Raw genomic sequence first — 21958 nt, forward strand, 5'->3', positions numbered from 1 at the left:
TGTGGTCGACGAAGACACAGGTCATGTCTGGCCCTATCCCACCGGGCCGATAGCGCCTGCGGGCCCACGCGCGCCTCGTGGAGCACCACCGCCCGGATGCCCTCCGTGGGCGACCATCTTCAGCGGCCCGGCGCAGTGTGGCGGTCTCTAGAACCGGCCGGCTATATCGGGGCCACCCGGTCAGCCCACGGCAGCGCCTGTTCAAGCTGAGCCGCCAGCCGGATCAGCAGCGACTCGCCACCCAGCGGCGCGACGAACTGGACACCGAGCGGCAAAGAGTCGGCGGTCCAGTGCAGCGGTAGCGAAATCGCCGGACGGCCAGTGAGATTGGCCAGCTGGGTGTACGGCACCCAACCGAGGTTCTGCTGCACCATGTCGTCGACGATCTTGGTGTGGCGCAGCAAGCCGGCGGTTCGTGTCTTGATCAAAGCGTCGGCGCCGAGTTGCAGTGCGATCGGTAGGTCGAACTCGCCGATCCTCGGCGGCGGGGTTGCCAAGGTGGGCGTCAGCAGCAGGTCGTACGACTCGAAGAACGTGCTCAGCCGACGTGTGTGCTCATGACGCCGTTGCACGGCGTCCACGTAGTCGACGCCGCTCGTCGCGCGGCCGAGCGCGGCCATGATCAGCGAGTCGCGCTCGAATGACTCGTTGCCCGCGCCGGTCAAGCGTTTGGCCTCGTCGACCTCCCAGGCCATATAGACGAACCAGGTGAGCAGGAAGTCTCGGGCGAGCGCGGCGTCGTCGTAGGGCGCCTGCGGTAGTTCGTCGACGCGATGGCCCAGGTCGGTAAGCACGCGCACGGCGGCTTCGACAGCCGCGAACGCTTCGGGGTGCGGCTTCGGGGTGATCGCCGACGGCACCCGCACACCGATCCGCAGCTTCCCGGGATTCCCGCCCACACACGACGCGAACGGCTCGGCGGGCAGCGCCGGCAGGAACGGCCCGAAAGGCTCCCCGCCGCAAATGATGTCGAGCATCGCAGCCGTATCGCGCACTGTTCGTGACACGACACCCTGTACCGCCGCGCCGTGCATCGACTCGCCGATAGCCGGCCCCATGGGCGTCAGCCCGCGCCCTGCCTTCAAGCCGACCAGCCCGCAGCACGCCGCCGGGATGCGCGTCGACCCGCCACCGTCGTTCGCGCCCGCACACGGCACGATCTCCGCCGCGACCGCGGCTGCCGACCCGCCTGACGACCCGCCCGGCGTCCGCTGCAGATCCCACGGATTGCGCGCCGGCCCCCACGCCACCGACTCGGTGATCCCCTTCGCCCCGAACTCCGGCAGGTTGGTCTTGCCGAAGATCACCAGGCCGGCGTCGATCCAGCGCTGCACAACGGTTGCGTGCTCGGCGACAGGCGTAGACATCAGGGAACGGGACCCTTGCGAGCTCGGCAGACCCGCGTAGTCCTGCGCGATGTCCTTGATCAGGAACGGGACGCCAGCGAATGGACCCCTGAGCTCAGTCGGCGAGGCAGGGACGTCGCGCACGATGGCGTTGATCCGCGGGTTCACCGCGGCGGCCCGGTCCCGTGCCAGCGTAAGCAGCTCTGCGGCGGTCACCTCTTTGTCGGCGACCAGCTTCGCCAGTCCGGTGGCGTCGTATTTCCGGTACTCGTCGAAGTTCATCGTCTGACCGTATGTCGCGCCGTCCTCGTTTTCAGCAGGGTTTCGCGACGGGCGATTCGGGAGATCCTGACCGGAGGCAATTTACAGACAATCTGGAGGGCCTCGCGTGGATCAGCCAAGCAACAGCAATTCGGCGCCGGTGCCGAAAGACGCCCGGAAGACGACGGAAGCGCAGCGGGCGGAGGAAGAGCAACTGGAGCACCAGGACGTCGACCCGGACGCGCCGGGCGCGCACCAGTCTCATCGGCAAATCCCCGATGAGAGCACGCGGTAGCACAGCTCTGCCGTAGCGCGGTGGCGTCCGCAATTCCCTGTCGTCGCAGCTTCTACGAATTTCGCAGCGACTCCGCGGTAGCCTTTGGCGCGACAGTCAGGAACAGGAAGCGCCATGGACGAAGTTGACGATGGCGCCCCGGGCGAGGCACCGGCGGCTGCGACCGAGGCGGCTTCCAGGCCGCCGCCACGGCCCAGGAGGAAATTCTGGATCTGGGCCGTCATAGCATTTTTCGCGATCCCCGCGGTCGGCTGGATCCCTGTGGGCGTCGTGCTGAACCGTCAGCACCAACATCGGGATCAGCTGACGTCAGAGCGGGAACGTCAGTACGCGCTGCCCTTCACCGATCTGCATGTTCCGCATGGCGTCGCCGTCGACGCCGCCGGCAACGTCTATGTCACCGACGCACTCGCCAATCGAGTGCTCAAACTGGCGACGGGGTCAAACGTCCAAACTGTCTTGCCGTTCACGGGTCTCGACCTCTCCGCTGGCGTGGTCAACGAATCGACCGCCGGGGTGGCGGTGGATGATGCGGGCAACGTTTACGTTGCCGATACCGGCCACGATCGGGTACTCGAGCTGCCGGCCGGGTCGGGCACCCAAATCGTGCTGCCGCTCGAGGCCCTGAGCTTTCCCCAGGGTGTGGCGGTCGACAGGGCCGCCAGCGTGTACGTCGCCGACGACCACAATTCTCGAGTGGTGAAGTTGGCCGCCGGGTCGAGCAACCAAACTGTGTTGCCGTCCACCGGCAGGTATGTCTATCCGCACGACGTGGCGGTGGATACCAGCGGCACCGTCTACGTGCGCGCACATGCCGGAAAGCACGTTCAGCTGCTGAAACTGGCTCCGGGGTCGGACAGATGGACCAAGTTGCCGTCCGCCGGGGGCGAGGAGTTCGTCGCCGTGGACACCGTCGGCACCGTGTACGTGATCAGGTCACGCGGCGGTGTGATGAAGTTGGCGCCTGGCTCGAGCGACTGGATCGAGCTGCCCGGGAATCACCGCTTCGTAGATCCTCAGGGATTGGCGCTCGACACGCCCGGAAACGTGTACGTCACCGACCACACCGGTGACCGGCAGCCGGTGACCCTCGGCAAGTGGGCGATCTTCAAGGACAACAGCCACGGTTTCGTGCTCGGGTTGCCGGCCGGCCGAATGCGTTGGTGAGCGGAGTCGCGAAAGTCGTTATTGTGCAACGAATTCGAGCCGTCAAGCCCTGGTGCGGCGCACCCGTCACTTTGGTCACACAGGTCCCCGCGCTCCTTGGCCGTCGATTGTGTGAGGCGATATCGCCGCGGCTATCGTTTTGCTCATCGCAATATGCCCCGATTTTTCTGATACCCGAGTGGCGGGTGTGACCACGCACCCACGGCCGACAATCCTCGCCGCAGCCAACTATGGGATAGATGCGCCAGAAGGGTGAGTAATGGCAATCAGCCTGGATGAACGTGCCGAGTTGAAAACGGCGGTACACGACCTGCTGCAGCACAAATGCACCGAGGCCGACGTGCGGCGGGTGGTCGATACCGAAGAGGGTTTCGACCGCGATTTGTGGCGGCTGCTGGCCGAGCAAGGCGTCACCGGCATCCTGGTCGGCGGCGGGTACGGCGGCGTCGGCCTGGGTCCGCTCGAAGTTGAGGCGGTTGCCGACGAGATCGGGGCAGCGCTGCTTCCCGCACCGTGGTTATCCAGCGCGGTGCTGACCGCCGCACTGATTCAGGCAGCGGGCGCCGAGGACGACAAACGCCGGCTGCTGCCCGGCCTGGCCGACGGCACGTCTATCGGCACGGTCGCAATCATCGGTGAACGCGGGACGTGGACCCCGGACGACGTTGCCGTACAGGCCACTGCACGGAACACGCTCTCGGGTAGTGCGCACTACGTCACCTGGGGGCAGGTCGCCGACATCGTTCTTGTCGTCGCCAACACCGCAGACGCTATCGGAGTATTCGAAGTTGCGCCGGACGCCGACGGGTTCACCCGCACTGCGGCAACGGTTTTCGACCCCACGGTTCGTCTCTCGACGTTCACATTTCGTGACACACCGGCACGACGGTTGGGCAGCGCGGGATGGGAGGCCGTTCAGGACGCGCTGGACTTCGCGGTGATCGCCCTGGCTGGAGAGCAGGTCGGTGCCTCCCGCCGGATCTTCGACATAACAATTGAATACCTCAAGACGCGAGTTCAGTTCGGGCGGGCGATCGGCAGCTTCCAGGCGCTCAAACATATGGCCGCCGATCTGCTGCTGGAAAATGAATCGGCGATGTCGGCGGCGCACCATGCGGCGGCGATGAAGGCTTCACAGAGTGAGAAGTGCACCGGCGCAATCGCTCTGGCGGGATTCGTGTGCGCCGAAGCCTACGAGTCCACTGCCATGCAAGCGATCCAGATGCACGGTGGCATCGGGTTCACCTGGGAACACCCGGCGCACCTTTTCCTTCGTCGCGCCCGCACCGGCATGCAGCTGTTCGGGGCCCCAGCGGTCTACCGCGAGCGTTACCTCGTCTCGAAAGGCGCGTGAAATGTCCGCAAACCCTTTACACACTTTGCCTACCGCCGAGCAGTTGCGCGCCGAAGTCCGCGAATGGCTGGCCGCCAACCGGACCGAACTTCCGAAATCCGACGATCCATGGAGCAGTCCGCCGGAGCGGATCGCGTGGCTGGAGAAGGTTGTCGACGAAGGCTATGCGGTACCGACCTATCCGACCGAATGGTTCGGCCGCGGGTATCCCAGCGACCTCGCCGCCGTCGTCACCCAGGAGTTCCGTGCCGTCAAGGCCCCCGGCGCTGGGCAGGACAAGTACAACATCTTCGCCAACACCACACTGAAGCTGGGCTCCGATGCCCTTAAGCACGAGCTGCTGCGAGACTTCTTGGTCGAGCGGGCCCGAACCTGCCTGTTGTACAGCGAGCCCGGAGCGGGCTCGGACCTTGCCGGTGTGCGCACCACCGCCGTCAAACAAGGCGATCACTGGGTGGTGAACGGGCAGAAGGTGTGGACGTCGGGGGCAAAGACGGCCGACTATGCGCTGCTGATCGCCCGCACCGATTGGGATGCGCCCAAACACAAGGGCCTGACTTTCTTCCTTATGCCGATGAAACAACCAGGCATTGAGGTCAGGCCGTTGGTGCAGATCACCGGGGAGTCCCACTTCAACGAGGTATTCATCACCGACGCAACGGTGCCCGACAGATATCTGCTCGGCGGCGAGGGTAACGGCTGGCGCGCACTGCAGACCGCACTGGCCTACGAGCGCTCCATCATGGGTGACAGCGGGCGCGCCTCGCGCAACCGGTCGCGTGCCGACGACCTCATCGCACTGGCCCGTGAACACGGGCGCATCGACGACCCCGCCGTGCGGCGGTCGTTGGCCAAGGTCTTGGCCATGCGAGAACTCAACGCGCTCAACAACGCACGCGCAAAGGCGGCCACCGCGCAGGGCACGTCCAGCTCGATTATGTCCCTGGGCAAACTCGCGATGTCGAAGATTCTGCACGCCGAGGCCCGGATGAAGACCGAACTGATCGGAGCTCAAGCCCTGCTGGCAGGTAGCGACAATCCCGAGGCCGACGACGTCAACTTCCTTGCCCTCAACGCATTCTTCACTTCGATCGGTGGCGGCACCGATCAGATCCAACGCAACATCATCGGGGAACGTGTCCTTGGACTGCCTAAGGAACCCGAGGCCGACCGTGACATTCCGTTCCGCCAAGCCCGCAGAAGCTGAACATGACAGCGCCTTGTCAGCCAGCGCCCTTACCGTTGTCGACGCGATAGACGGCGCCGTGGATGGCCGCGGCATCTTCGCTGGCGAGGAAAGCGATCACGTTGGCGACGTCGTGGGGCTGCATCATGCCGCGCGGTGCGGCCGAGCGCATGATCAGGTCATAGTTGGGGTTCTCCGGCGCGCTGAACTGCTCGATCTGCGGGGTCAGCATGCCGCCGGGGCAGACCGCGTTGACGCGCAATCGATCCGCGGTGTATTCGACGGCCAGGGCACGGGTCAACCCGATCAGCCCATGTTTGGCCGAGCAGTAGCCGGCCGAATACGCCTGGCCCTCGACACCGGCGATGGAGGCGACGTTGACGATGTTGCCGCCGCGGGCCAGCAGATGCGGCAGCGCGGCGCGGCACAGGTAGAAGGGCCCGTTCAGATTGATCGCGAGGTCCTGCTCCCAGTCGTCGTCGCTCATTAACTCGGTCCGACGCATCTGGTGGCGCCCGGCGATGTTGATCAGCACATCAAGTCCGCCGAACTGTGCGACACACCGCTCGACCGCACCCCTGCAGGCCTGCGCAGAGACCACATCCACCGACGCATACGCACCGCCCTCGACGTCGGCGAACACCTCGGCGAGCCGATCGGTATCTCGCGCAATCCCGAAGACCGTCGCGCCCTGCTGGGCAAGTAAGCGCGCCGTTTCCGCACCGAGGCCCGACGAAGCGCCGGTCACCAAGGTGATCTTGCCCTCCAATGCCGCCAATCTCTGCCTTTCTAGATCCGTTGTGCGACAACAATATCAGGCGAGAAATTCATGTCGTGTCAGCTGCTGGGAGCGGATCTCTGCACCGCCAGTTCGATGGCGGCGGCAACCAGGTCAGGTTGGTGGATCTGGACGTAGTGGTCGCTGCCGGTCACGAAGATGTGCGGAGTTTCCGGCCGCAACGCAACCAGGTCTGATGCGCCTACCCGCCACGCCTCTTCCAAATTCGCGGCCTGCGCGGCCGGGGTGTTCGGAGGGACTGCGAACGGCTCGGTCCTCGCTAACACCACGGTGGGGATAGGCGGGAATGCGGGTGCGGCGGCGACCTGGTCGACGCTCTTGTCGATGTCGATTACCTCGAACGACGACGAACCGATGAACTGCGGCAAGGGTTCATCCAGCTGGTGTCGGTAAGCGGGCCAGTCGGGTCCCATCAAGTTTGGTATCTCGACTGCGAAGGCGTCGACGAACACCACCGCTCGCGCTTGGTCAGGGTAGGTCTGGGCGTACAGCCGCGCGAACAACCCGCCCAGTGAGTGCCCGACGAGGACGAAGGGGCCGGGCAGATGTGCGGCGTCGAGCAGTGCATGCAAGTCGCTGACGACGTCCTGCGCCGTGCGCGGCATCGCAGCCGGTGAACTGCGGTCGCTGATAGTGGGCGGGTCGGAATTGCGCAAGGTGCCTGGGCGGTCGTAAGCGCAGACGCGGTGCTCGCGGGCAAGGGCGGGCAGCACGGCGGGACCGACGGCCGGGGCGACGGCGTCGGACTGGCTCCACGGGTCCGACGAGTTGTGGTAGCCGGACTCCAAAATGATTGTCGGGCCGCCCTTTCCGTGGCATTCGAGGTAAAGATGCCGTCCGTTGCCGATCTCGAAAGGACCGCGGAAATCGCCCGCCGCGGCTGGTGCCGGGCGGCTGTTAGCCCGTTCGGTGCCGCAGCCCACCGCCGCTGCCAGCAATACGCCAGCTATCAGGAGTCGACAGACCGACCCAGCGGTGGTCGGCCGATGAGCCGGGAATTTCCGCACTGCGCCCATCGCGTCATTGTGCGGGCACGTCACACAGCTGGGTGAATCTGTTCTCGGCGTGGCGAAAGGATTTCAGCCTCGGGCCCTTCCCTCAAGCTCGGTGTCCACCGTTCGGTTGACATCGGGATTCAGCCGTCGGGCCGTCGCGCGATCGGGACACCTCCGCGCAGGATCGATTCATGGACACCAATCGAGCAGGCGAGGCGAGTGCGCACTCCGGCTGCGCGGTGTTGCGAATCGCGCGAAATCTTTTGAACTGCATCGTTGTTGGTTTGCCACCGGCATCCCGGTCGGCATCGAACTGAAGGAGAGGATTGCATGACAACAATATTGGGCGAAGACACGGTTGACACCGCGAACCCATACCTGAGCGCAAACTGGGCTCCGGTCCGCCAAGAGATCACCGCGACCGAGCTCGAGGTCACCGGCACGATTCCGGAGCACCTCGATGGGCGGTACCTGCGCAACGGACCCAACCCACTCGGCGTTTCAGACCCCGCTCACTACCATGCGTTTCTAGGCGCCGGGATGGTGCACGGCTTGCGACTGCGGGACGGCAAGGCACAGTGGTATCGCAACCGCTGGGTGCGATCAGCTGATATGTCCCGCCGCCTCGGCGAACGGTGGCCCGGCGGCCCGCACGAAGGCGGATTCGACTTCGCGGCCAACACCAACATCATCGGCCACGCCGGTAAGACGTTCGCCATTACCGAGGCCGGAGTACGACCCTATGAATTGACCGACGACCTGGACACTGTCGGACCCTCCGACTTCGGTGGAACACTGCGCGCCGGCTACACCGCCCACCCGAAGCGTGACCCGCAGACCGGTGAATTGCACGCGGTGTCCTACAACCCCATGCAAGGTCGGCTGGTTCGCTATTCAGTGACTGGTACCGACGGCAAGGTTCGCCGCAGCGTCGACATCCGGTTGCCGGAACAGACGATGATGCACGACTTCTCCCTCACCGAGAAGCACATCGTGCTCTACGACCTGCCGGTCGCGGTGGATTTCGGCGCAACCCTGAAGAGCCGGCCCGCCCAGGCGATCGCGTCGTGGGTGAGTCGTTTCGTGTCGCGCCACGCGGCCCCGGACTTCGTCCTCCGGGCTGCCATGCGGGGGTCGGAGCATGGTCGTTCGCCCGATGTCGCGTTGCCCTACCGATGGGCGCCGGAACGTCAGGCCCGGGTGGGCGTCATGCCCCGCTCGGGTACAGCGACGGACATCCGTTGGTTCGAGGTGCAGCCGTGCTACGTCTTCCATCCACTCAATGCCTTCGATGACGGCGACAAGATCGTGCTCGACGTCGTGCGCCACCCGACGGTGTTCGCCGACGGCCCGGATTTGTTTCCGCAGGTTCGGACTCTTGATCGCTGGACCGTAAACCTCAGCACGGGCTCGGTTGCCGAAGACCGTCTCAGCGATACGTCGCAGGAGTTTCCGCGCGTCGACGAGCGTCTGGTCGGCCGGCCGCACCGCTACGGCTACGCCGTCGGCTATGCACCGGGCTCGCGCGGTTTGTCATCGCCGAACGCGATCCTCAAGCACGACGTTGTGCGGTGCGCTACGGACGCCGTTTCATTCGGCCCTGGACGGGAGCCCAGCGAGTTCGTGTTCGTCCCATCCGCACCGGATGCCGCCGAAGACGACGGCGTCGCGATGGGCTTCGTCTATGACCGCACCACCGACCGCAGTGATCTGGTGCTGCTCGACCCTCAGACGTTGGAAACGGTCGCCACCGTGCATCTTCCCGCCCGGGTGCCGAATGGGTTTCACGGCAACTGGGTGCCCACCCAGGGTTAGCATCGCGCAATGGACGACGGCGCGGCGCAGGCCAATGAGTGGCATTGGCTGTGGGACGTCTACATCGCGGGCACCTGCGCCGCCGCCATCGCCGCCGTCTTCCTGCTCAACGACCGGTTTCCGGGCAACGCGCCGGCGGCCGCTGTGCTCCTGGGTGGCATCGTCATCTGGACGCTGACCGTCGGGCGGCGGGTGTCCCGATCGGGCGAACTCAACTGGCGAACAGCAACATTCGTTGCCGTCCCGGTGACGATGTTCGTGCTGGCAACGTGGTTCTCCGAGGTCGCCGTTGCGGCGATCCCGGCGATCTTCCCGATCGTCTTCTCCGCGCTGCCGTTGGGAATCGCGATCGGGGTCACCACCGCCGTCAACCTCACCCCGCTGGCGATCGAAGTCGTCGGCAAAGGTTGGCGGACTCCTACGTTTACGGTGGGCGTCGCGATCACGTTGATCGGCATGATCATTTCCCCGTTGATCGGCACCATGGTTGTCACCGCGACGCGACAACGGACCAAACTGGCGGCTGTGGTCGCTGAATTGCAGGCCAGCCGCGCCGAAACCGAGCGGTTGTCGCGCGCGGCAGGCATTTCCGCCGAACGTGAACGGCTGGCCCGCGAGATCCACGACACATTGGCGCAAGGTTTCACCAGCATCGTGGCGTTGGCGCAGGCCGTCGACGCGGAGTTGGAGTCCGACCGCGCCGCGGCGCGCCGACATGTCGAGTTGATCCGCGCCGCGGCCCGCGAGAACCTTGCCGAGGCACGGGCGATGGTCGCCGACTTGACGCCCGACGCGCTCGACGAGGCTTCGCTGGTCGCCGCGATCCGGCGGCAATGCGACCGGCTTACCGCGGAAACGGCCATCGCGGTGAGCATGTCCGCCGACCCGAACCTGCCCGCTTTGGGAATGGCGGCCGACGTGGCGCTGCTGCGGGTCGCGCAGGAGGCGCTCGCCAATATCCGTAAACACGCGAATGCCACTGCGGTGCAGTTGGAATTGTCCGCTACAACCGACGGTGTCCGATTCTCGTTGGCAGACAACGGCGTCGGCTTGGCCAATGACTGCACCGAAGGATTCGGGCTGCGCGGGATGCGAGCCCGGGTCAGCGAGATCGGCGGGACGATGACCGTCTCTCCCACGCCCGGCGGCGGGGTGACCATCCGAGTAGAGGTTCCGGCATGACGACGGTTCTGTTGGTCGACGATCATCCGATGGTCCGCGAGGGTCTGCGCGCGATGATCGACGCCGAGACCGATCTCACGGTTGTCGGAGAGGCGGGATCTGGCGCCGAAGCCGTCGCCATGGCCGAAAACCTGCGTCCCGACGTGGTTCTCATGGACCTGCGCATGCCCGGTGTCGACGGTGTCACCGCGACCGAACGGATCCTGGCTGCGCTGCCGGAAACCCGGGTACTCGTGGTCACCACTTACGAGTCCGATGCCGACATCCTGCGCGCTGTCGAAGCCGGTGCGGCGGGTTATCTGCTCAAGGATGCGTCCCGTGCCAAGCTGGCGCAGGCGGTACGCGATGCGGCGCGCGGCAAGACCGTGCTCGCACCCTCGGTGGCTGACCGTCTGGTGCGCTGGGTGCGCAAACCCGCCGCGGCCAAACTATCGGCTCGCGAGGTCGAGGTCCTTGCGCTGGTCGCAAAAGGCAGGACCAATGCCGAGATCGGAAGCGAGCTCTACATCAGCGAGGCGACAGTGAAGACCCATCTCTTGCGGACATTCAACAAGCTCGGTGTTTCCGACCGAACGGCTGCGGTAACCACCGCGATGTCGCTCGGCCTCCTCAACTGACCGGTATCTCCCAGGTCCCTCTGTAAACGCAGACGATGGCCGTCGCAAGGCACCATCCTGGCCAATTAGGGTGCTACCAGGGCGGGCGCCTGCACGCTGAACAACGATCGGTCGAACGACGACGGTGGTGCGTGCGGGATGAGACATAACTGTCGCGTTTGCCAACTCGGCGCGAGGGGTGCACATGGCGAAGAATCACGACCACATGTCCGCATGGCCCGCCGACGGGTATTCGCCGTCGGCACCCGTCCAGCAGTACCTTCCGCCACCTAAGAAGCGCTCGTTGGGCAGGAGGATCCTCGCGGCGCTTGGCGCATTCGTGCTGGTGATCGCCGTGAAGATGGGCGTGCACGCGGTGCTGGATCGCGACGACGATCATCCGTCGAACAACGGCCTGGACTACGCGATCGGCACCTGCCTGGATCTCTCCAAAGCCATCAACCTCGTCAAACCGAGCGACGTGCACGTGGCACCGTGCTCATCACCGACGGCGCTGGCGAAGGTCGTAGCGAAGTACAAGGGCGCGAAGAAATGCCCCAACGGCAACTACGGAACTTTGGGAAGCTCCGACAGCGGTCTGTGCCTGCAGGACAATTTGACGGTCGGCAGTTGCTATAGCCGGGCCCTCATCTCCCACATGTTCGCGCCCTCGGGTTGCACCCGTGGCTTTACCACCGACCCGAACTTCAGGGTTGCACTCCGGCGCGACGGGGTGGACGACCCGCGTTTATGCGACGCCGATCAGCTGGCGGTCGACTTTCCCGAGCCCCCGCTGACCTACTGCCTGGACGTTTTGGTACTCAACCGCTGAACACAGGCGTAACGTGACGGCTGCTATGGGGGCCATCACTTGCGCTGCCCGCGCAACTAACTTCTCCGCCCGCTCAGACGTCCGTGGCATGTGCTTTCTGAGGTGCTGCGCTAAGGCCGTGTGCGGCCAGCAGACACAGCTGTTATCGGGGAGTGCGACGTGACGTTCAAGCGGCGAGATCAGTCGCGGGACCAGGGGGTTGCGCCGGATGACTCCGCGCCAGTGACCAATGACGATGCGCCCCAATCGGTGGATCAGGACGAGGTGTGGACCTCGCAACTGGCTGATGAACTGCATGCCATCGATGCGGTGTTGGGTGCCGGCGGGTCGCAGCGGGTCGGCCGGTTCCGTTTTTTCCTCGAAGGCCAGCGTTGGGAATGGTCGGACGCGGTGGCGCGCATGCACGGCTATGACAGCAGCGAAGCGGTGCAGCCCACCACCGAGCTCTTGTTGCGGCACAAGCATCCCGACGACCGCCAGCAAGTCACGGCCGCCCTGGATCGGGTGCTGCGCGGCGAACCTTTCAGCAGCCGCCACCGCATTATCGACACCGCCGGACATACCCGCACGGTGGTAGTGGTTGGCGACTCATTGCTTGGCGCCACCGGGACGGTGATCGGCACCACCGGGTTCTACATCGATGTCACCGAGGCAGTGCAATCGGACATCACCGCCGTGCTTTCCGAGACGGCGGCCGCCCGAGCCCGCATCGAACAGGCCAAAGGCGTGCTGATGGCCGCCTACGGGATATCGGCCGAGCGGGCATTCGACATCCTGGTTTGGCGCTCTCAAGAAAGCAACAGCAAGGTGCGCGACCTGGCCGCTCGCTTCCTGGCCGCCATCGACCAGAAGGCGCCACCCGAGCGGCTGGCCTACATCGACCACGCCCTACTCACTGCGGAATAAACCGATACGCGGGTACTACGTCTTCGTCAGCTCGGCATATCGTGCGACGTGTTGGTCGGTGCTTCCGAACTCGTACTGAATTGCGGTGAGCCGCTTGAAGTAGTGGCCAATCGCCAGCTCCTCGGTCATGCCCATTCCACCGTGCAGCTGCACGGCCTGCTGACCGATAAACCGTGCGGCACGGCCGATGGTGGCCTTGCAAGCCGATACCGCACGAGCCCGGGCCGCCTCGTCGGACTCGAGATTCAGGATCGCGAGATAGACGGCGGCGACGGACTGCTCGAGTTCCATGTACATGTCGACCATGCGATGCTGCAGCACCTGAAAACGGCCGATCGACTGCCCGAACTGCTGGCGCTGCTTGCAGTATTCGACGGTGTCCGCCAGCACTTTTCGCATGCACCCAACCGCCTCGGAGCAGATCGCCGCGGCGCCCTCGTCCCGCGCTCGGGCCAAAGATGGCCACGCCCGGCCTTCTTCGCCCAGCAATGCCTCGGATGGAAGTCGCAGATCGTTGAACGTGATGTCGGCTGCGCGCCGGTCGTCGATGGTTCGATACGGGTGAGCCTCGATACCGTTGGAGCCAAACTCGGTGAGGAACAACGAGATTCCGTCTACCCCGGCTGTACGCGCGGTGACCAGCAGATGTGTCGCCAGCGGGGCACCCACCGCCATGGTCTTGGCGCCGTTCAATACCCAGCCGTCACCGTCGGGTTGCGCCACGGTCGACACGTCCTGCCAACGATCAGCCGAGTCCGCCTCCGCGGCGGCCAGCACCGCCACCGCATTGCCTGCAATGATCTGCTTCAGCAGAGAGATCGCCGTCGGGCCGCCGGCTCGGCGCAGCAGCCCGCCGGCAACGACAACCGTGTCGACGTACGGTTCGATCACCAGTGCGTGACCAAGCGCCTCGGCGATAACCATGAGTTCAACAGGGCCACCGCCGATTCCGCCGACATCTTCGGGCAATGTGGCGCCCAGAATGCCCAGCTCGGTGGCAAAGCCGCGCCAGATACCGGGCTGCCAACCGGCACCGGTCTTCCCGGCCGCACGGCTGGTCTCGAGGTCGTACCGCGCGGCGAGAAACTTCGCTAGCCCGTCACGCAGCAGCTGCTGCTCGTTGGTCAGGTTGAAGTCCATCTACAGTCCCAGTGCCGCTTTGGCGAGAATGTTGCGCTGAATCTCGTTGCTGCCGGCGTATATTGAGCCGGCCCGGTCGTTGAAGTACCGCAACGGCGCAACGGCTTGCCACGACTCACCGGACAGGTATCCGTCGGCGGGCGGTTCGAATTCGGCGATCGGCCCGCCAGGCATAGTTGCGTGCGGCTGATAGGCGCGGCCGCGCGGGCCGGCCGCCTCCATCGCGAGTTCGGTGAGTACCTGGCTCAGTTCTGTGCCCAAGATCTTGAGCATGGACGACGACGCACCGGGGTTGCGTCCCTCGGCCACCGTGGCGAGCACTCGGTATTCGAGAATCTCTAACACCTCGGCCCGGATCCGCGCGTCGGCCAGTTTGCGCATGAACGCTTCGTCGTCGGCCAGCCGTCCGCGGCCCGGCCCGGGTTGACCCTTCGCCGCTTGACCAATCTCCTCGGCCATCACTTGCAGGGCTGGCGCCACCGCGCCCCCGCCGCGCTCGAACTCCAATAGATACTTGGCAACCGCCCAACCGCTATCGATCTCGCCGATGACATTGGCTTTGGGCACCCGCACCTCGTCGAAGAACACCTGATTTTGGATCTGCTCGCCTGAGGTCATCACCAGCGGGCGAATCGCAATACCCGGCGACGTCATCTCGATCAGCACGAACGTGATGCCTTGTTGCTTCTTCTCCATGCGGGAGGTGCGCACCAGCGCGAACATCCAATTCGCCTCGGCGGCATGGGTGGTCCAGATCTTGCTACCGGTACATACCAAATCGTCGCCGTCAGCTACGGCTGCCATCGACAACGCTGCCAGATCCGACCCAGCCTCCGGCTCGGAGTATCCCTGGCAAAAGAACACTTCGCCGGTCAGGATCCGCGGCAGGAAGTAGTCTTTTTGCGCATCGGTGCCGTACGCGATGATCGCGTGCGCGACCATCCGAATCCCCATCGGCGACAAGGCCGGCGCACCTGCGAGCGTCGATTCGCGATTGAAGATGTAGTGCTGCGTCAGGCTCCAGTCGCAGCCGCCGTACTCGACCGGCCAGGCGGGCGCCGCCCAGCCCCGTTCGTGCAGAATCGCCTGCCACGCCATGCTGGCTTCGTGGTCGGCGTAGACGCTGGTCATCAACCGGCCCGCACGCCGCAGATCGGGAGTCAGCTTCTGGTCAAGAAAACTCCGGACCTCATCTCGGAATGCCCGGTCAGCGTTTGACCACTGCAGATCCATGAATTTCCCAGGGCGTGCCGTCGTATCAGCGCAATGTCCGCGTGAGTCTAGCTCACCGCATCAGCTGTGGCTGTGGGTTCGACTCGACGCTGTCGTGAGACTGAACTATTGCGGGATAGTCGCGCGGGTTGGTTCGCTGGCCTTGATGGCTGGAAACCAGGGCGCTCCCCGCAGGGGGCGGTAGTCGGCGACGGCGAACGCGGTTGCGGCGGCGGCGATCAGCGCGCCGAAGACGCCGGGCTGACGGGTGGCGTGTTCGGGAAAGTCAAAGGGAATCAGCCAGGCGAGCAGCAGCATTGAGGTGGTGTTGAGCAAGTCGGTTGCGGCGATGAGCGATAGGTCAGGGCGGCCTACGCCGTATTGGCCGCCGGTGATCGCCGTCGCGATCCCGAACACGCCAGCGACCAGGAACAGCACGGCGGCCACCGTGTTGAACTCCCAACCGGTGCGGTTGACACCGTGAACGCTCGCCCACGGCAGAAACGTCGCCAACATCAACGCGCCGCCGCCAACGCCGGCGATCAGCCGTCGGTATATGGAGGTCTTGGTAGTCATGTCCGTCCTCCGGCCTGCCTTATCCATAACAACCGTTATTCCTTGTCACGAACATAACGACTGTTATGGCATGATGTCAACGATGAATTCCGCCGACACCTCGTTGAGCACCCGGGACCGCTTGGTGGCGGCCGCCTTGGTCGTGCTCGAGCGGGACGGACCGGCGGCGATTCAGGCCCGAACACTGGCGGGCGAGATCGGCGCGTCGACGATGGCGGTGTACACGCACTTCGGGGGCATGCCCAAGCTGATCGAAGCGGTGATGCGGGAAGGGCTTGCGCGCTTCGCCGAGCACACTCGCGGCGTTCCTCACACCGACGACCCGATGGCCGATCTCATCGCCGGCGGACTGGCGTACGGCGAGTTCGCCATGCAAAACCCGCAGCTCTACCGACTGCTGTTCGGTCTCAGCGACCTTGGCGGAGCCCATAAGCTCCCCAACGACGCGGCCACGCCTTGGGATCTCGCCGAAGGAGTTGACGCATTGTCGGTGCTGGTCAGTGCGGTCGAACGGGTCATCGACGCCGGGCGGATCCGACCGCAGGAGCCGACCCCGGCGGCCACCCAGATCTTAAGTGCCACACACGGTTTCGTGCTGCTGGCGATGACCGGATTCATCGACCCCCAAGGACTGCAAGACGTGATGGTTCCGATGGCGATCAACTTGATGGTGGGTCTCGGCGACCCCCGTCGGCGTGCCGAACGCTCGCTGGCCGCCGCGATCCACGCGCGCGCATCTCAGCAACAAGACGAAGCACGCCGCGGAGCCGTGTGACTCGAACAGGCGCGTTAGTGTGATTGGTCGGCCGCACCGTACGACTGCGGCTGAGGCAGCCCCGCATTTTCACAGAGAGCACTACATCTTGAGGCCGGAATGGTTGGCGCGCAACAGGTCACGACGTGATTGACGTCGCCGCGCTGCAATCGTGGATGGACGAACGAGGCCTCGGCGCCGGTCCATTGAACAACGTGCACGGCATTGCGGGCGGATCCCAGAACATCATGGCCCGCTTCGAGCGCGACGGACGCGAGTATGTGCTGCGCAGAGGCCCTCAACATCCCCGTCCCTACAGCAACACCGCAATCCTGCGCGAGACCCGGGTGCTGGCCGCCCTGGCCACTACCGACGTGCCGCACGCACGGCTTATTCAGGCCTGCGATGACCCCTCAGTTCTGGGCGGATCGGTGTTCTATCTGATGGAACCCATCGACGGGTTCAATGCCAGTGTCGAACTACCCCCGCTGCACGCGACAAGCGAAACCGCCCGACGTGGCATGGCTTTCGCGCTCGTTGACGCACTCGCGACCCTAGGGGCAGTGGACCATATCGCGGTCGGATTGGCGGATTTCGGCAAACCCGACGGATTTCTGGAACGCCAGGTTCCCCGCTGGCTTGCCGAACTGGACTCCTACCACTCGCCGACGTTCACTCCCCAGATCCCTGATGTCTCGCCCGTGGCGGACTGGTTGACCGCACGGCTACCGGCTCACTGGACGCCAGGCATCATGCACGGCGACTATCACGCCGCGAACGTGATGTTCTCCCGCACAAGCCCATCCGTGGCTGCGATCGTGGACTGGGAGATGGCGACGATCGGGGATCCGCTCCTCGACTTGGGCTGGCTGCTGGCGTCCTGGCGGCTGCCCGACGTCGAAGGGGTGTTCGGCGGTCCATTTGTGCGGTCGGCCAACCTGCCGACAACAGCCGAACTCGCACATCGGTACAGCCGGCAGACCCGACGCGATATGACCCACCTGCGCTGGTATTCCGTCCTCGCCTGCTTCAAGCTCGGCATCCTCCTGGAGGGAACCTGGGCGCGTGCTCACGCCGGCAAGGCCCCGATGGAAGTCGGCGAACAACTGCATAACACGACCGTGCGTCTCTTCGAGCGCGCAACCGAACTGATGGAGGAAACCTCATGATCGACTTCACCATTCCCGATGCGACCTCGGCCCTGGCCGACGAGATCCGTCAGTTCGTCATCGACGAGATCGTCCAGTTCGAGACAGATCCGCGGCTGACTCAACACGGACCCACCGACGAACTGCGGAGCGAGATGGTCGAGCTCGCGCGCAGACGGGGGCTGTTGACTTTCCAAGCGCCGCAGCGGTTTGGCGGACGCGAACCCTCACACGTCGACCAAGCGGTCCTCTACGAGGCGGCCGGCTGGTCCACGCTCGGTCCGGTGGCACTGAACTGCGCCGCCCCCGACGAAGGCAACATGTACCTGCTTGCCAAGATCGCCAACGACGACCAGGCCGATACTTTTCTGCGCCCCGTGATCGACGGGCACCAACGCTCCGTGTTCGCCATGACCGAGCCCGACGGCGCCGGCTCTGACCCCGGACAGCTCAAAACAACCGCGGTCTTCGACGGCACGCAATACCTCATCAACGGTCTCAAATGGCTCATCACCGGCGCAGCGGGCGCCAAGACCTGGATCATCATGGCCAACGTCATAGACAACCCACACGGCGCCGGCGGCCCGACCCTGTTCCTCTGCGACGGTAATACGCCTGGCATCGAGATCGAACGCATCATGTCGACCATGGACCGCAACTACGTCGCCGGCCACGGCGTCGTCCGACTCAACAACGTCGCGCTACCCGCGTCCAGCGTGCTCGGCGAAGTCGGGCAAGCCTTGCGCTACGCGCAGTTACGACTCGCGCCGGCCCGACTGACGCACTGCATGCGTTGGCTGGGCGCCGCCGAGCGCGCCCAAGCCATCGCGATCGATCACGCCCGTGTCCGTCACGCCTTCGGCAAACCGATCGGCGAGCATCAAGGCGTGTCGTTCATGCTGGCCGACAACGCAATTGCACTGCAAAATTGCCGCCTGGCGATCTGGTGGGCCTGCTGGATGATCGACAACGGCGCCAAGGGCCGCCACGAAAGTTCCATGGTCAAGGCAACGGTTTCCGAGCAGCTGTACCAAGTGGCCGACCGTTGCGTGCAAGTTCTCGGCGGAATCGGCATCTCCGATGAAACCCCGGTTGCCATGATCTTTCGCGACATGCGTGCCTTCCGCCTCTACGACGGACCCACCGAAGTCCACAAATATGCCATCGCACGAAAACTGCTGAGCAGCAACGTGAGCCGCGCATAAGCGCTACGGCGCGTCTGCGTCAGTCAACCATCCGGTACTCGACGTCGAGTGAGCGGTACGTGCGCTCCGCCCGGCGGTCACGGGTGAGCAGGATGCGTCGATTAGTCAACGCAGCCTGGCCGACGAGAGCGTCGTAGACCGAGCCGCCGAGGATGTCGCGGTCGGCGAGTTGCCCGAAAAGGTCGCCAGTCGCGGTTGCGTCGAGCCAACATTCCGCCGGAAACGCCTGCGCCAGTACCGATGCCGCTTGAGTTGCACTCAGACGCAACGGAAGCGGCAGACGAGTGAGTACCGAGTACGTTTCGAACGTCGCATGGCCTGCGAGTGCCGGACGAAATTGGACGACTGCTCGTCGGCACGTTGAGTGGGCTTCGTGGGTCGGATCGAGAGCGGCGACGGCAACGCTGGTGTCGCACGCCCAAAGGTCACCGTTGGACGTCATCGCGAAGTCGGCGCACGTCATCGTCCGTCAGCACGGCACCCTCGACGCTGCCGAGGATCGGAAGCCCGTCCCGTGTTTCGATCGAGCGTTGACGCCGCTGGACGGGCTCGATCCGCAGACCAGCTCCGTCCGGAATCAACTCGAGCTGTGTGTCCGGCGTAATGCCGAGCGCTACGCGCAGCACTTTAGGAATGACCAGCCGCCCCAGTCGGTCAACCGTCACCTGCATGGCACCAAATTACCATTCAATTGGCAAAATGGTAGCGGGCAGGCATCAGGAGGTTTCGACATGCAACGGCGTTTGTAGTGTCTTAGGGGCCTCAGCGAGGCGCCAGAAACGTGGACGCAAGCCGACGAAACGTAACGGCGCGCTGCTCGCGCGTTACTGTGCTTCGGTCGGCCTTAACAACGAGCCGACGGAACAGTTGGGCATATTCATGACCACAGCAGCGACAACGCCGGCGATCGAATCACGGGTCGGCCACTACTACCAGATGGACGGCACCTATGTGGTGGGCCGGGAGAAGGTACGTGAGTACGCCCGTGCCGTACAGGACTACAACCCCCTGCACTGGAATGTCGCCGCCGCTGCTGAGCTGGGTTATTCGGGCCTGGTGGCGCCACTGACGTTTACGTCGGTCCCGGGTATGACCTGCAATCGGCGCATGTTCGAAGAGGTGGTCGTCGGTTACACCACCTACATGCAGACCGAAGAAGTCTTCGAGCAGCACCGCCCGATCGTGGCCGGCGACGAACTTCACGTCGACGTCGAACTGACGTCCGTGCGCAGGATCGCCGGCAGGGACTTGATCACCGTGACCAACACCTTCACCGACACCGCCGGCGAGCGGGTGCACACGCTGCACACCACCGTCGTCGGCCTCACGGCCGAGGATGTCGACCCAGCGATCATGACGGCCGTGCAGAAGATGATGATGCACGACGTGGACATCGTGGCAGTCGGTGCCGATGCCGCCTACCAGAAGACGGTGCGTCCCGAGGGCGAGGTCCGAATCTCCCAGGGAGACAAGACCCGCACGCCGGGGACGCCGTCGTTCGACGATGTGAACGTCGGCGACGAGCTACCAGTTCGCCATGCCCGACTGTCCCGCGGCGACCTGGTGAACTATGCCGGCGTAGCCGGCGACGCCAACCCGATTCACTGGGATGAGGACATGGCGAAGCTGGCCGGACTGCCCGACGTGATCGCCCACGGAATGCTGACCATGGGTTTGGGTGCCGGATTCGCATCCGCATGGCTGGGCGACCCCGGTGCGGTCACTCGCTACGCGGTTCGACTGTCCCAGCCCGCGATCGTATCGGCCGCCGAGGGCGCGGACATCGAGTTCAGCGGCCGGATCAAGTCGCTGGACCCGGCGACTCGCAGCGGTGTCGTCCTCGCTGCCGCGAAGTCCGGCGGCAGGAAGATCTTCGGCCTGGCGACATTGAACGTCCGCTTCCGCTGAGTCGTAGGCGGGACGCACCTATCACGCGTTACTACCTATTCAACCGTGCCGAGGCAACGCGAGATGGCCGCCGCCGACGAATTCGTCTTTGTGCCAGGCTTTCTCGTGCCAGCTCCGCCTTCTCGTTGAACAACATTCAGCCGCAGTCTCCATAGGTTCTCAAAGCCGTGTCATGTCACGTCAATCGAGCGCGGCGATTTAAGATGACGCGATGGCGCCGCAGTCGATACGCGTGTACTGGGGTAATTACAAAGGCCGGCTGACATGCAATTTCAACTGGCCGGGGGTTATCGACTTCAGATCTGTGGTCGTCGTCACCGCTGCCGAATACCTTCCGATTCCGGTCGACCCCGGCAGGATACCGGGTTGGTACGAGCCATCTCCCGTACCCGACGACTTCAGGCGCTTCGTCGGAGCCGCAGACATGGTTGTATCCGATATCAGCCCGCACGGACCCGGGGGTACCGACCCCGGCGGGGTCACTTTTGTGGTGAATGTCAACTGGCGCGATCCCATCCCGGTCACTACCGACATCATCGTGTTCGACCCGGTCGTTGATCGAATCTTTTAGCGAGGCAGGAGAATTCCATGGATACGGAACTGTCACATGCGGATCGCCTCTTCGAGGGTCTCGACGATCTCGTGCGCGGGTACGCGCACGCGGTTTGCGACGTCACACCAGGCTCTGCGCGAGCCGATGTTCCAAACGAGTTACGTGATGCAGAACTGACTGCGATGGTGCTGATCAAGCGCCGAGTCGAGGCGCGACTGGCCGAGGTGGGTCCTTACATAGTGGGATGTGAGGAGTTGGACGAATCCGGCTGACGGCACCGCCGCGTTAAGTCATCGCCCACGTGACAATGATGCCTTCGGGGCCGCGGACGTAGCCGGTGTCGGTTCCGGTCGAAAAGTGAGCACACTTCGATTGGTGAGTCACCGATGTGGAGGATTGGGCGGAGATTCGCCGGTGATCAACTGGCGGTAGCGCGGTGGGTATTCGGGCTCGCCCCGTAGGCGCGTTTGAACGCACTGCTGAAAGCGAACGGGGTGGAGTAGCCCACCTGTCGCGCGACGGCGGCGATGGTGGCCTGGCTGGACCGCAGCAGATCGGCGGCCAACGCGAGCCGCCAACTGGTCAGGAAGGCGATCGGCGGCTCACCCACCTGCTCGGTGAACCGACGGCCGAACGCGGTACCGCTAGCTTGGCGGGGTGAACCCCGCCGGCATCGGGCGAATGCTAGGCAAGTTTTTGTCGGGGGCATCCACCATCTGTCGCGCGCT

23 protein-coding genes and 1 pseudogene are annotated in these 21958 nt (G+C 64.5%); 15 read left to right on the forward strand and 9 right to left on the reverse strand.

Annotation, left to right across the window (positions count from 1 at the left end; all coding sequences use genetic code 11):
• Positions 1-161: 161 nt before the first annotated feature.
• Positions 162-1628: an amidase gene (locus AC5Y21_RS16845; protein WP_499913872.1), complete on the reverse strand. Its 1467-nt coding sequence runs from the start codon at positions 1626-1628 to the stop codon at positions 162-164.
• Between the two features lie 106 nt (positions 1629-1734).
• Here AC5Y21_RS16845 and AC5Y21_RS16850 point away from each other — a divergent pair, with 106 nt between their 5' ends.
• The 4 genes from AC5Y21_RS16850 (at position 1735) to AC5Y21_RS16865 (ending at position 5630) form a co-directional block, all read left to right on the forward strand.
• Entirely contained in the window at positions 1735-1902 is a 168-nt protein-coding gene (locus AC5Y21_RS16850; RefSeq protein ID WP_499913874.1) for a hypothetical protein, read from the forward strand.
• Positions 1903-2016: 114 nt separating this feature from the next.
• Positions 2017-3069 (forward strand): NHL repeat-containing protein, encoded by a 1053-nt coding sequence (locus tag AC5Y21_RS16855; RefSeq protein ID WP_499913875.1) that lies wholly within the window; start codon positions 2017-2019, stop codon positions 3067-3069.
• A gap of 259 nt (positions 3070-3328) precedes the next feature.
• Positions 3329-4423 (forward strand): acyl-CoA dehydrogenase family protein, encoded by a 1095-nt coding sequence (locus AC5Y21_RS16860; RefSeq protein WP_499913877.1) that lies wholly within the window; start codon positions 3329-3331, stop codon positions 4421-4423.
• Between the two features lies 1 nt (position 4424).
• Positions 4425-5630: an acyl-CoA dehydrogenase family protein gene (locus AC5Y21_RS16865; RefSeq protein ID WP_499913879.1), complete on the forward strand. Its 1206-nt coding sequence runs from the start codon at positions 4425-4427 to the stop codon at positions 5628-5630.
• 16 nt (positions 5631-5646) lie between these two features.
• Here AC5Y21_RS16865 and AC5Y21_RS16870 read toward each other — a convergent pair whose 3' ends face one another.
• Positions 5647-6387, reverse strand: a complete 741-nt coding sequence (locus AC5Y21_RS16870) for an SDR family NAD(P)-dependent oxidoreductase (RefSeq protein WP_499913881.1) — start codon at positions 6385-6387, stop codon at positions 5647-5649.
• Between the two features lie 59 nt (positions 6388-6446).
• Positions 6447-7424, reverse strand: coding sequence for an alpha/beta fold hydrolase (locus AC5Y21_RS16875; RefSeq protein ID WP_499913882.1), 978 nt, complete (start codon positions 7422-7424; stop codon positions 6447-6449).
• A 309-nt stretch (positions 7425-7733) separates the two neighbouring features.
• On the opposite strand from AC5Y21_RS16875, the gene AC5Y21_RS16880 reads away from it, so the two are divergent.
• The 5 genes from AC5Y21_RS16880 (at position 7734) to AC5Y21_RS16900 (ending at position 12734) form a co-directional block, all read left to right on the forward strand.
• Positions 7734-9218, forward strand: a complete 1485-nt coding sequence (locus AC5Y21_RS16880) for a carotenoid oxygenase family protein (protein WP_499913883.1) — start codon at positions 7734-7736, stop codon at positions 9216-9218.
• Positions 9219-9227: 9 nt separating this feature from the next.
• The gene (locus AC5Y21_RS16885; RefSeq protein WP_499913884.1) at positions 9228-10400 is read left to right on the forward strand and encodes a sensor histidine kinase; all 1173 of its coding nucleotides are present in this window, start codon (positions 9228-9230) and stop codon (positions 10398-10400) included.
• Entirely contained in the window at positions 10397-11017 is a 621-nt protein-coding gene (locus tag AC5Y21_RS16890; RefSeq protein ID WP_499913885.1) for a response regulator, read from the forward strand. Before AC5Y21_RS16885 ends, AC5Y21_RS16890 begins: the two co-directional genes overlap by 4 nt.
• Before the next feature lie 184 nt (positions 11018-11201).
• On the forward strand, positions 11202-11828 hold the full coding sequence (locus AC5Y21_RS16895; RefSeq protein ID WP_499913887.1) for an LppU/SCO3897 family protein: 627 nt from the start codon (positions 11202-11204) through the stop codon (positions 11826-11828).
• A 249-nt stretch (positions 11829-12077) separates the two neighbouring features.
• Positions 12078-12734: a PAS and ANTAR domain-containing protein gene (locus AC5Y21_RS16900; RefSeq protein WP_499913950.1), complete on the forward strand. Its 657-nt coding sequence runs from the start codon at positions 12078-12080 to the stop codon at positions 12732-12734.
• 15 nt (positions 12735-12749) lie between these two features.
• Here AC5Y21_RS16900 and AC5Y21_RS16905 read toward each other — a convergent pair whose 3' ends face one another.
• The 3 genes from AC5Y21_RS16905 to AC5Y21_RS16915 all read right to left on the reverse strand — a co-directional run bounded on the left by AC5Y21_RS16905 (position 12750) and on the right by AC5Y21_RS16915 (position 15662).
• Complete coding sequence (locus AC5Y21_RS16905; protein ID WP_499913888.1) at positions 12750-13874, reverse strand: acyl-CoA dehydrogenase family protein; 1125 nt, start codon at positions 13872-13874, stop codon at positions 12750-12752.
• Positions 13875-15107 (reverse strand): acyl-CoA dehydrogenase family protein, encoded by a 1233-nt coding sequence (locus tag AC5Y21_RS16910; protein WP_499913889.1) that lies wholly within the window; start codon positions 15105-15107, stop codon positions 13875-13877.
• Positions 15108-15212: 105 nt separating this feature from the next.
• The gene (locus tag AC5Y21_RS16915) at positions 15213-15662 is read right to left on the reverse strand and encodes a hypothetical protein (RefSeq protein WP_499913890.1); all 450 of its coding nucleotides are present in this window, start codon (positions 15660-15662) and stop codon (positions 15213-15215) included.
• An 82-nt stretch (positions 15663-15744) separates the two neighbouring features.
• On the opposite strand from AC5Y21_RS16915, the gene AC5Y21_RS16920 reads away from it, so the two are divergent.
• From AC5Y21_RS16920 to AC5Y21_RS16930, 3 genes are all read left to right on the forward strand, one after another.
• On the forward strand, positions 15745-16437 hold the full coding sequence (locus AC5Y21_RS16920; protein ID WP_499913892.1) for a TetR/AcrR family transcriptional regulator: 693 nt from the start codon (positions 15745-15747) through the stop codon (positions 16435-16437).
• Positions 16438-16592: 155 nt separating this feature from the next.
• On the forward strand, positions 16593-17585 hold the full coding sequence (locus AC5Y21_RS16925) for a phosphotransferase family protein (protein WP_499913952.1): 993 nt from the start codon (positions 16593-16595) through the stop codon (positions 17583-17585).
• A complete protein-coding gene (locus AC5Y21_RS16930; RefSeq protein WP_499913894.1) occupies positions 17582-18769 on the forward strand; it encodes an acyl-CoA dehydrogenase family protein in 1188 nt (395 codons plus the stop codon). The genes AC5Y21_RS16925 and AC5Y21_RS16930 overlap by 4 nt, the downstream gene beginning before the upstream one ends.
• Before the next feature lie 19 nt (positions 18770-18788).
• Here AC5Y21_RS16930 and AC5Y21_RS16935 read toward each other — a convergent pair whose 3' ends face one another.
• Both AC5Y21_RS16935 and AC5Y21_RS16940 read right to left on the reverse strand, forming a co-directional pair.
• Positions 18789-19232 (reverse strand): type II toxin-antitoxin system VapC family toxin, encoded by a 444-nt coding sequence (locus AC5Y21_RS16935; RefSeq protein ID WP_499913896.1) that lies wholly within the window; start codon positions 19230-19232, stop codon positions 18789-18791.
• Positions 19195-19440 carry an AbrB/MazE/SpoVT family DNA-binding domain-containing protein gene (locus AC5Y21_RS16940; RefSeq protein ID WP_499913897.1) on the reverse strand — a complete coding sequence of 82 codons (246 nt, stop codon included), beginning with the start codon at positions 19438-19440 and terminating at the stop codon, positions 19195-19197. The genes AC5Y21_RS16935 and AC5Y21_RS16940 overlap by 38 nt, the downstream gene beginning before the upstream one ends.
• Before the next feature lie 208 nt (positions 19441-19648).
• Between AC5Y21_RS16940 and AC5Y21_RS16945 the strand changes: the two genes are divergently transcribed.
• The 3 genes from AC5Y21_RS16945 to AC5Y21_RS16955 all read left to right on the forward strand — a co-directional run bounded on the left by AC5Y21_RS16945 (position 19649) and on the right by AC5Y21_RS16955 (position 21502).
• Positions 19649-20677 carry a fused (3R)-hydroxyacyl-ACP dehydratase subunits HadA/HadB gene (locus tag AC5Y21_RS16945; protein ID WP_499913899.1) on the forward strand — a complete coding sequence of 343 codons (1029 nt, stop codon included), beginning with the start codon at positions 19649-19651 and terminating at the stop codon, positions 20675-20677.
• A gap of 211 nt (positions 20678-20888) precedes the next feature.
• Entirely contained in the window at positions 20889-21248 is a 360-nt protein-coding gene (locus tag AC5Y21_RS16950; RefSeq protein ID WP_499913901.1) for a hypothetical protein, read from the forward strand.
• 17 nt (positions 21249-21265) lie between these two features.
• Positions 21266-21502 (forward strand): hypothetical protein, encoded by a 237-nt coding sequence (locus tag AC5Y21_RS16955; protein ID WP_499913903.1) that lies wholly within the window; start codon positions 21266-21268, stop codon positions 21500-21502.
• Between the two features lie 146 nt (positions 21503-21648).
• On the opposite strand, the pseudogene AC5Y21_RS16960 reads toward AC5Y21_RS16955, so the two are convergent.
• A pseudogene (locus AC5Y21_RS16960) lies at positions 21649-21864 on the reverse strand (helix-turn-helix transcriptional regulator); the annotation flags it as partial.
• Between the last annotated feature and the right edge of the window lie 94 nt (positions 21865-21958).

The organism is Mycobacterium sp. NGS41 (assembly GCF_059812725.1).

Bases quoted from the DNA above. Each gene is read 5' to 3' on its own strand.
- AC5Y21_RS16845 (WP_499913872.1), bottom strand. From the start codon at position 1,628: ATGAACTTCGACGAGTACCGGAAATACGACGCCACCGGACTGGCGAAG.
- AC5Y21_RS16855 (WP_499913875.1), top strand. From the start codon at position 2,017: ATGGACGAAGTTGACGATGGCGCCCCGGGCGAGGCACCGGCGGCTGCG.
- AC5Y21_RS16860 (WP_499913877.1), top strand. From the start codon at position 3,329: ATGGCAATCAGCCTGGATGAACGTGCCGAGTTGAAAACGGCGGTACAC.
- AC5Y21_RS16865 (WP_499913879.1), top strand. From the start codon at position 4,425: ATGTCCGCAAACCCTTTACACACTTTGCCTACCGCCGAGCAGTTGCGC.
- AC5Y21_RS16875 (WP_499913882.1), bottom strand. From the start codon at position 7,424: ATGGGCGCAGTGCGGAAATTCCCGGCTCATCGGCCGACCACCGCTGGG.
- AC5Y21_RS16880 (WP_499913883.1), top strand. From the start codon at position 7,734: ATGACAACAATATTGGGCGAAGACACGGTTGACACCGCGAACCCATAC.
- AC5Y21_RS16885 (WP_499913884.1), top strand. From the start codon at position 9,228: ATGGACGACGGCGCGGCGCAGGCCAATGAGTGGCATTGGCTGTGGGAC.
- AC5Y21_RS16890 (WP_499913885.1), top strand. From the start codon at position 10,397: ATGACGACGGTTCTGTTGGTCGACGATCATCCGATGGTCCGCGAGGGT.
- AC5Y21_RS16895 (WP_499913887.1), top strand. From the start codon at position 11,202: ATGGCGAAGAATCACGACCACATGTCCGCATGGCCCGCCGACGGGTAT.
- AC5Y21_RS16905 (WP_499913888.1), bottom strand. From the start codon at position 13,874: ATGGACTTCAACCTGACCAACGAGCAGCAGCTGCTGCGTGACGGGCTA.
- AC5Y21_RS16910 (WP_499913889.1), bottom strand. From the start codon at position 15,107: ATGGATCTGCAGTGGTCAAACGCTGACCGGGCATTCCGAGATGAGGTC.
- AC5Y21_RS16915 (WP_499913890.1), bottom strand. From the start codon at position 15,662: ATGACTACCAAGACCTCCATATACCGACGGCTGATCGCCGGCGTTGGC.
- AC5Y21_RS16920 (WP_499913892.1), top strand. From the start codon at position 15,745: ATGAATTCCGCCGACACCTCGTTGAGCACCCGGGACCGCTTGGTGGCG.
- AC5Y21_RS16925 (WP_499913952.1), top strand. From the start codon at position 16,593: ATGGACGAACGAGGCCTCGGCGCCGGTCCATTGAACAACGTGCACGGC.
- AC5Y21_RS16930 (WP_499913894.1), top strand. From the start codon at position 17,582: ATGATCGACTTCACCATTCCCGATGCGACCTCGGCCCTGGCCGACGAG.
- AC5Y21_RS16935 (WP_499913896.1), bottom strand. From the start codon at position 19,232: ATGACGTGCGCCGACTTCGCGATGACGTCCAACGGTGACCTTTGGGCG.
- AC5Y21_RS16940 (WP_499913897.1), bottom strand. From the start codon at position 19,440: ATGCAGGTGACGGTTGACCGACTGGGGCGGCTGGTCATTCCTAAAGTG.
- AC5Y21_RS16945 (WP_499913899.1), top strand. From the start codon at position 19,649: ATGACCACAGCAGCGACAACGCCGGCGATCGAATCACGGGTCGGCCAC.
- AC5Y21_RS16950 (WP_499913901.1), top strand. From the start codon at position 20,889: ATGGCGCCGCAGTCGATACGCGTGTACTGGGGTAATTACAAAGGCCGG.
- AC5Y21_RS16955 (WP_499913903.1), top strand. From the start codon at position 21,266: ATGGATACGGAACTGTCACATGCGGATCGCCTCTTCGAGGGTCTCGAC.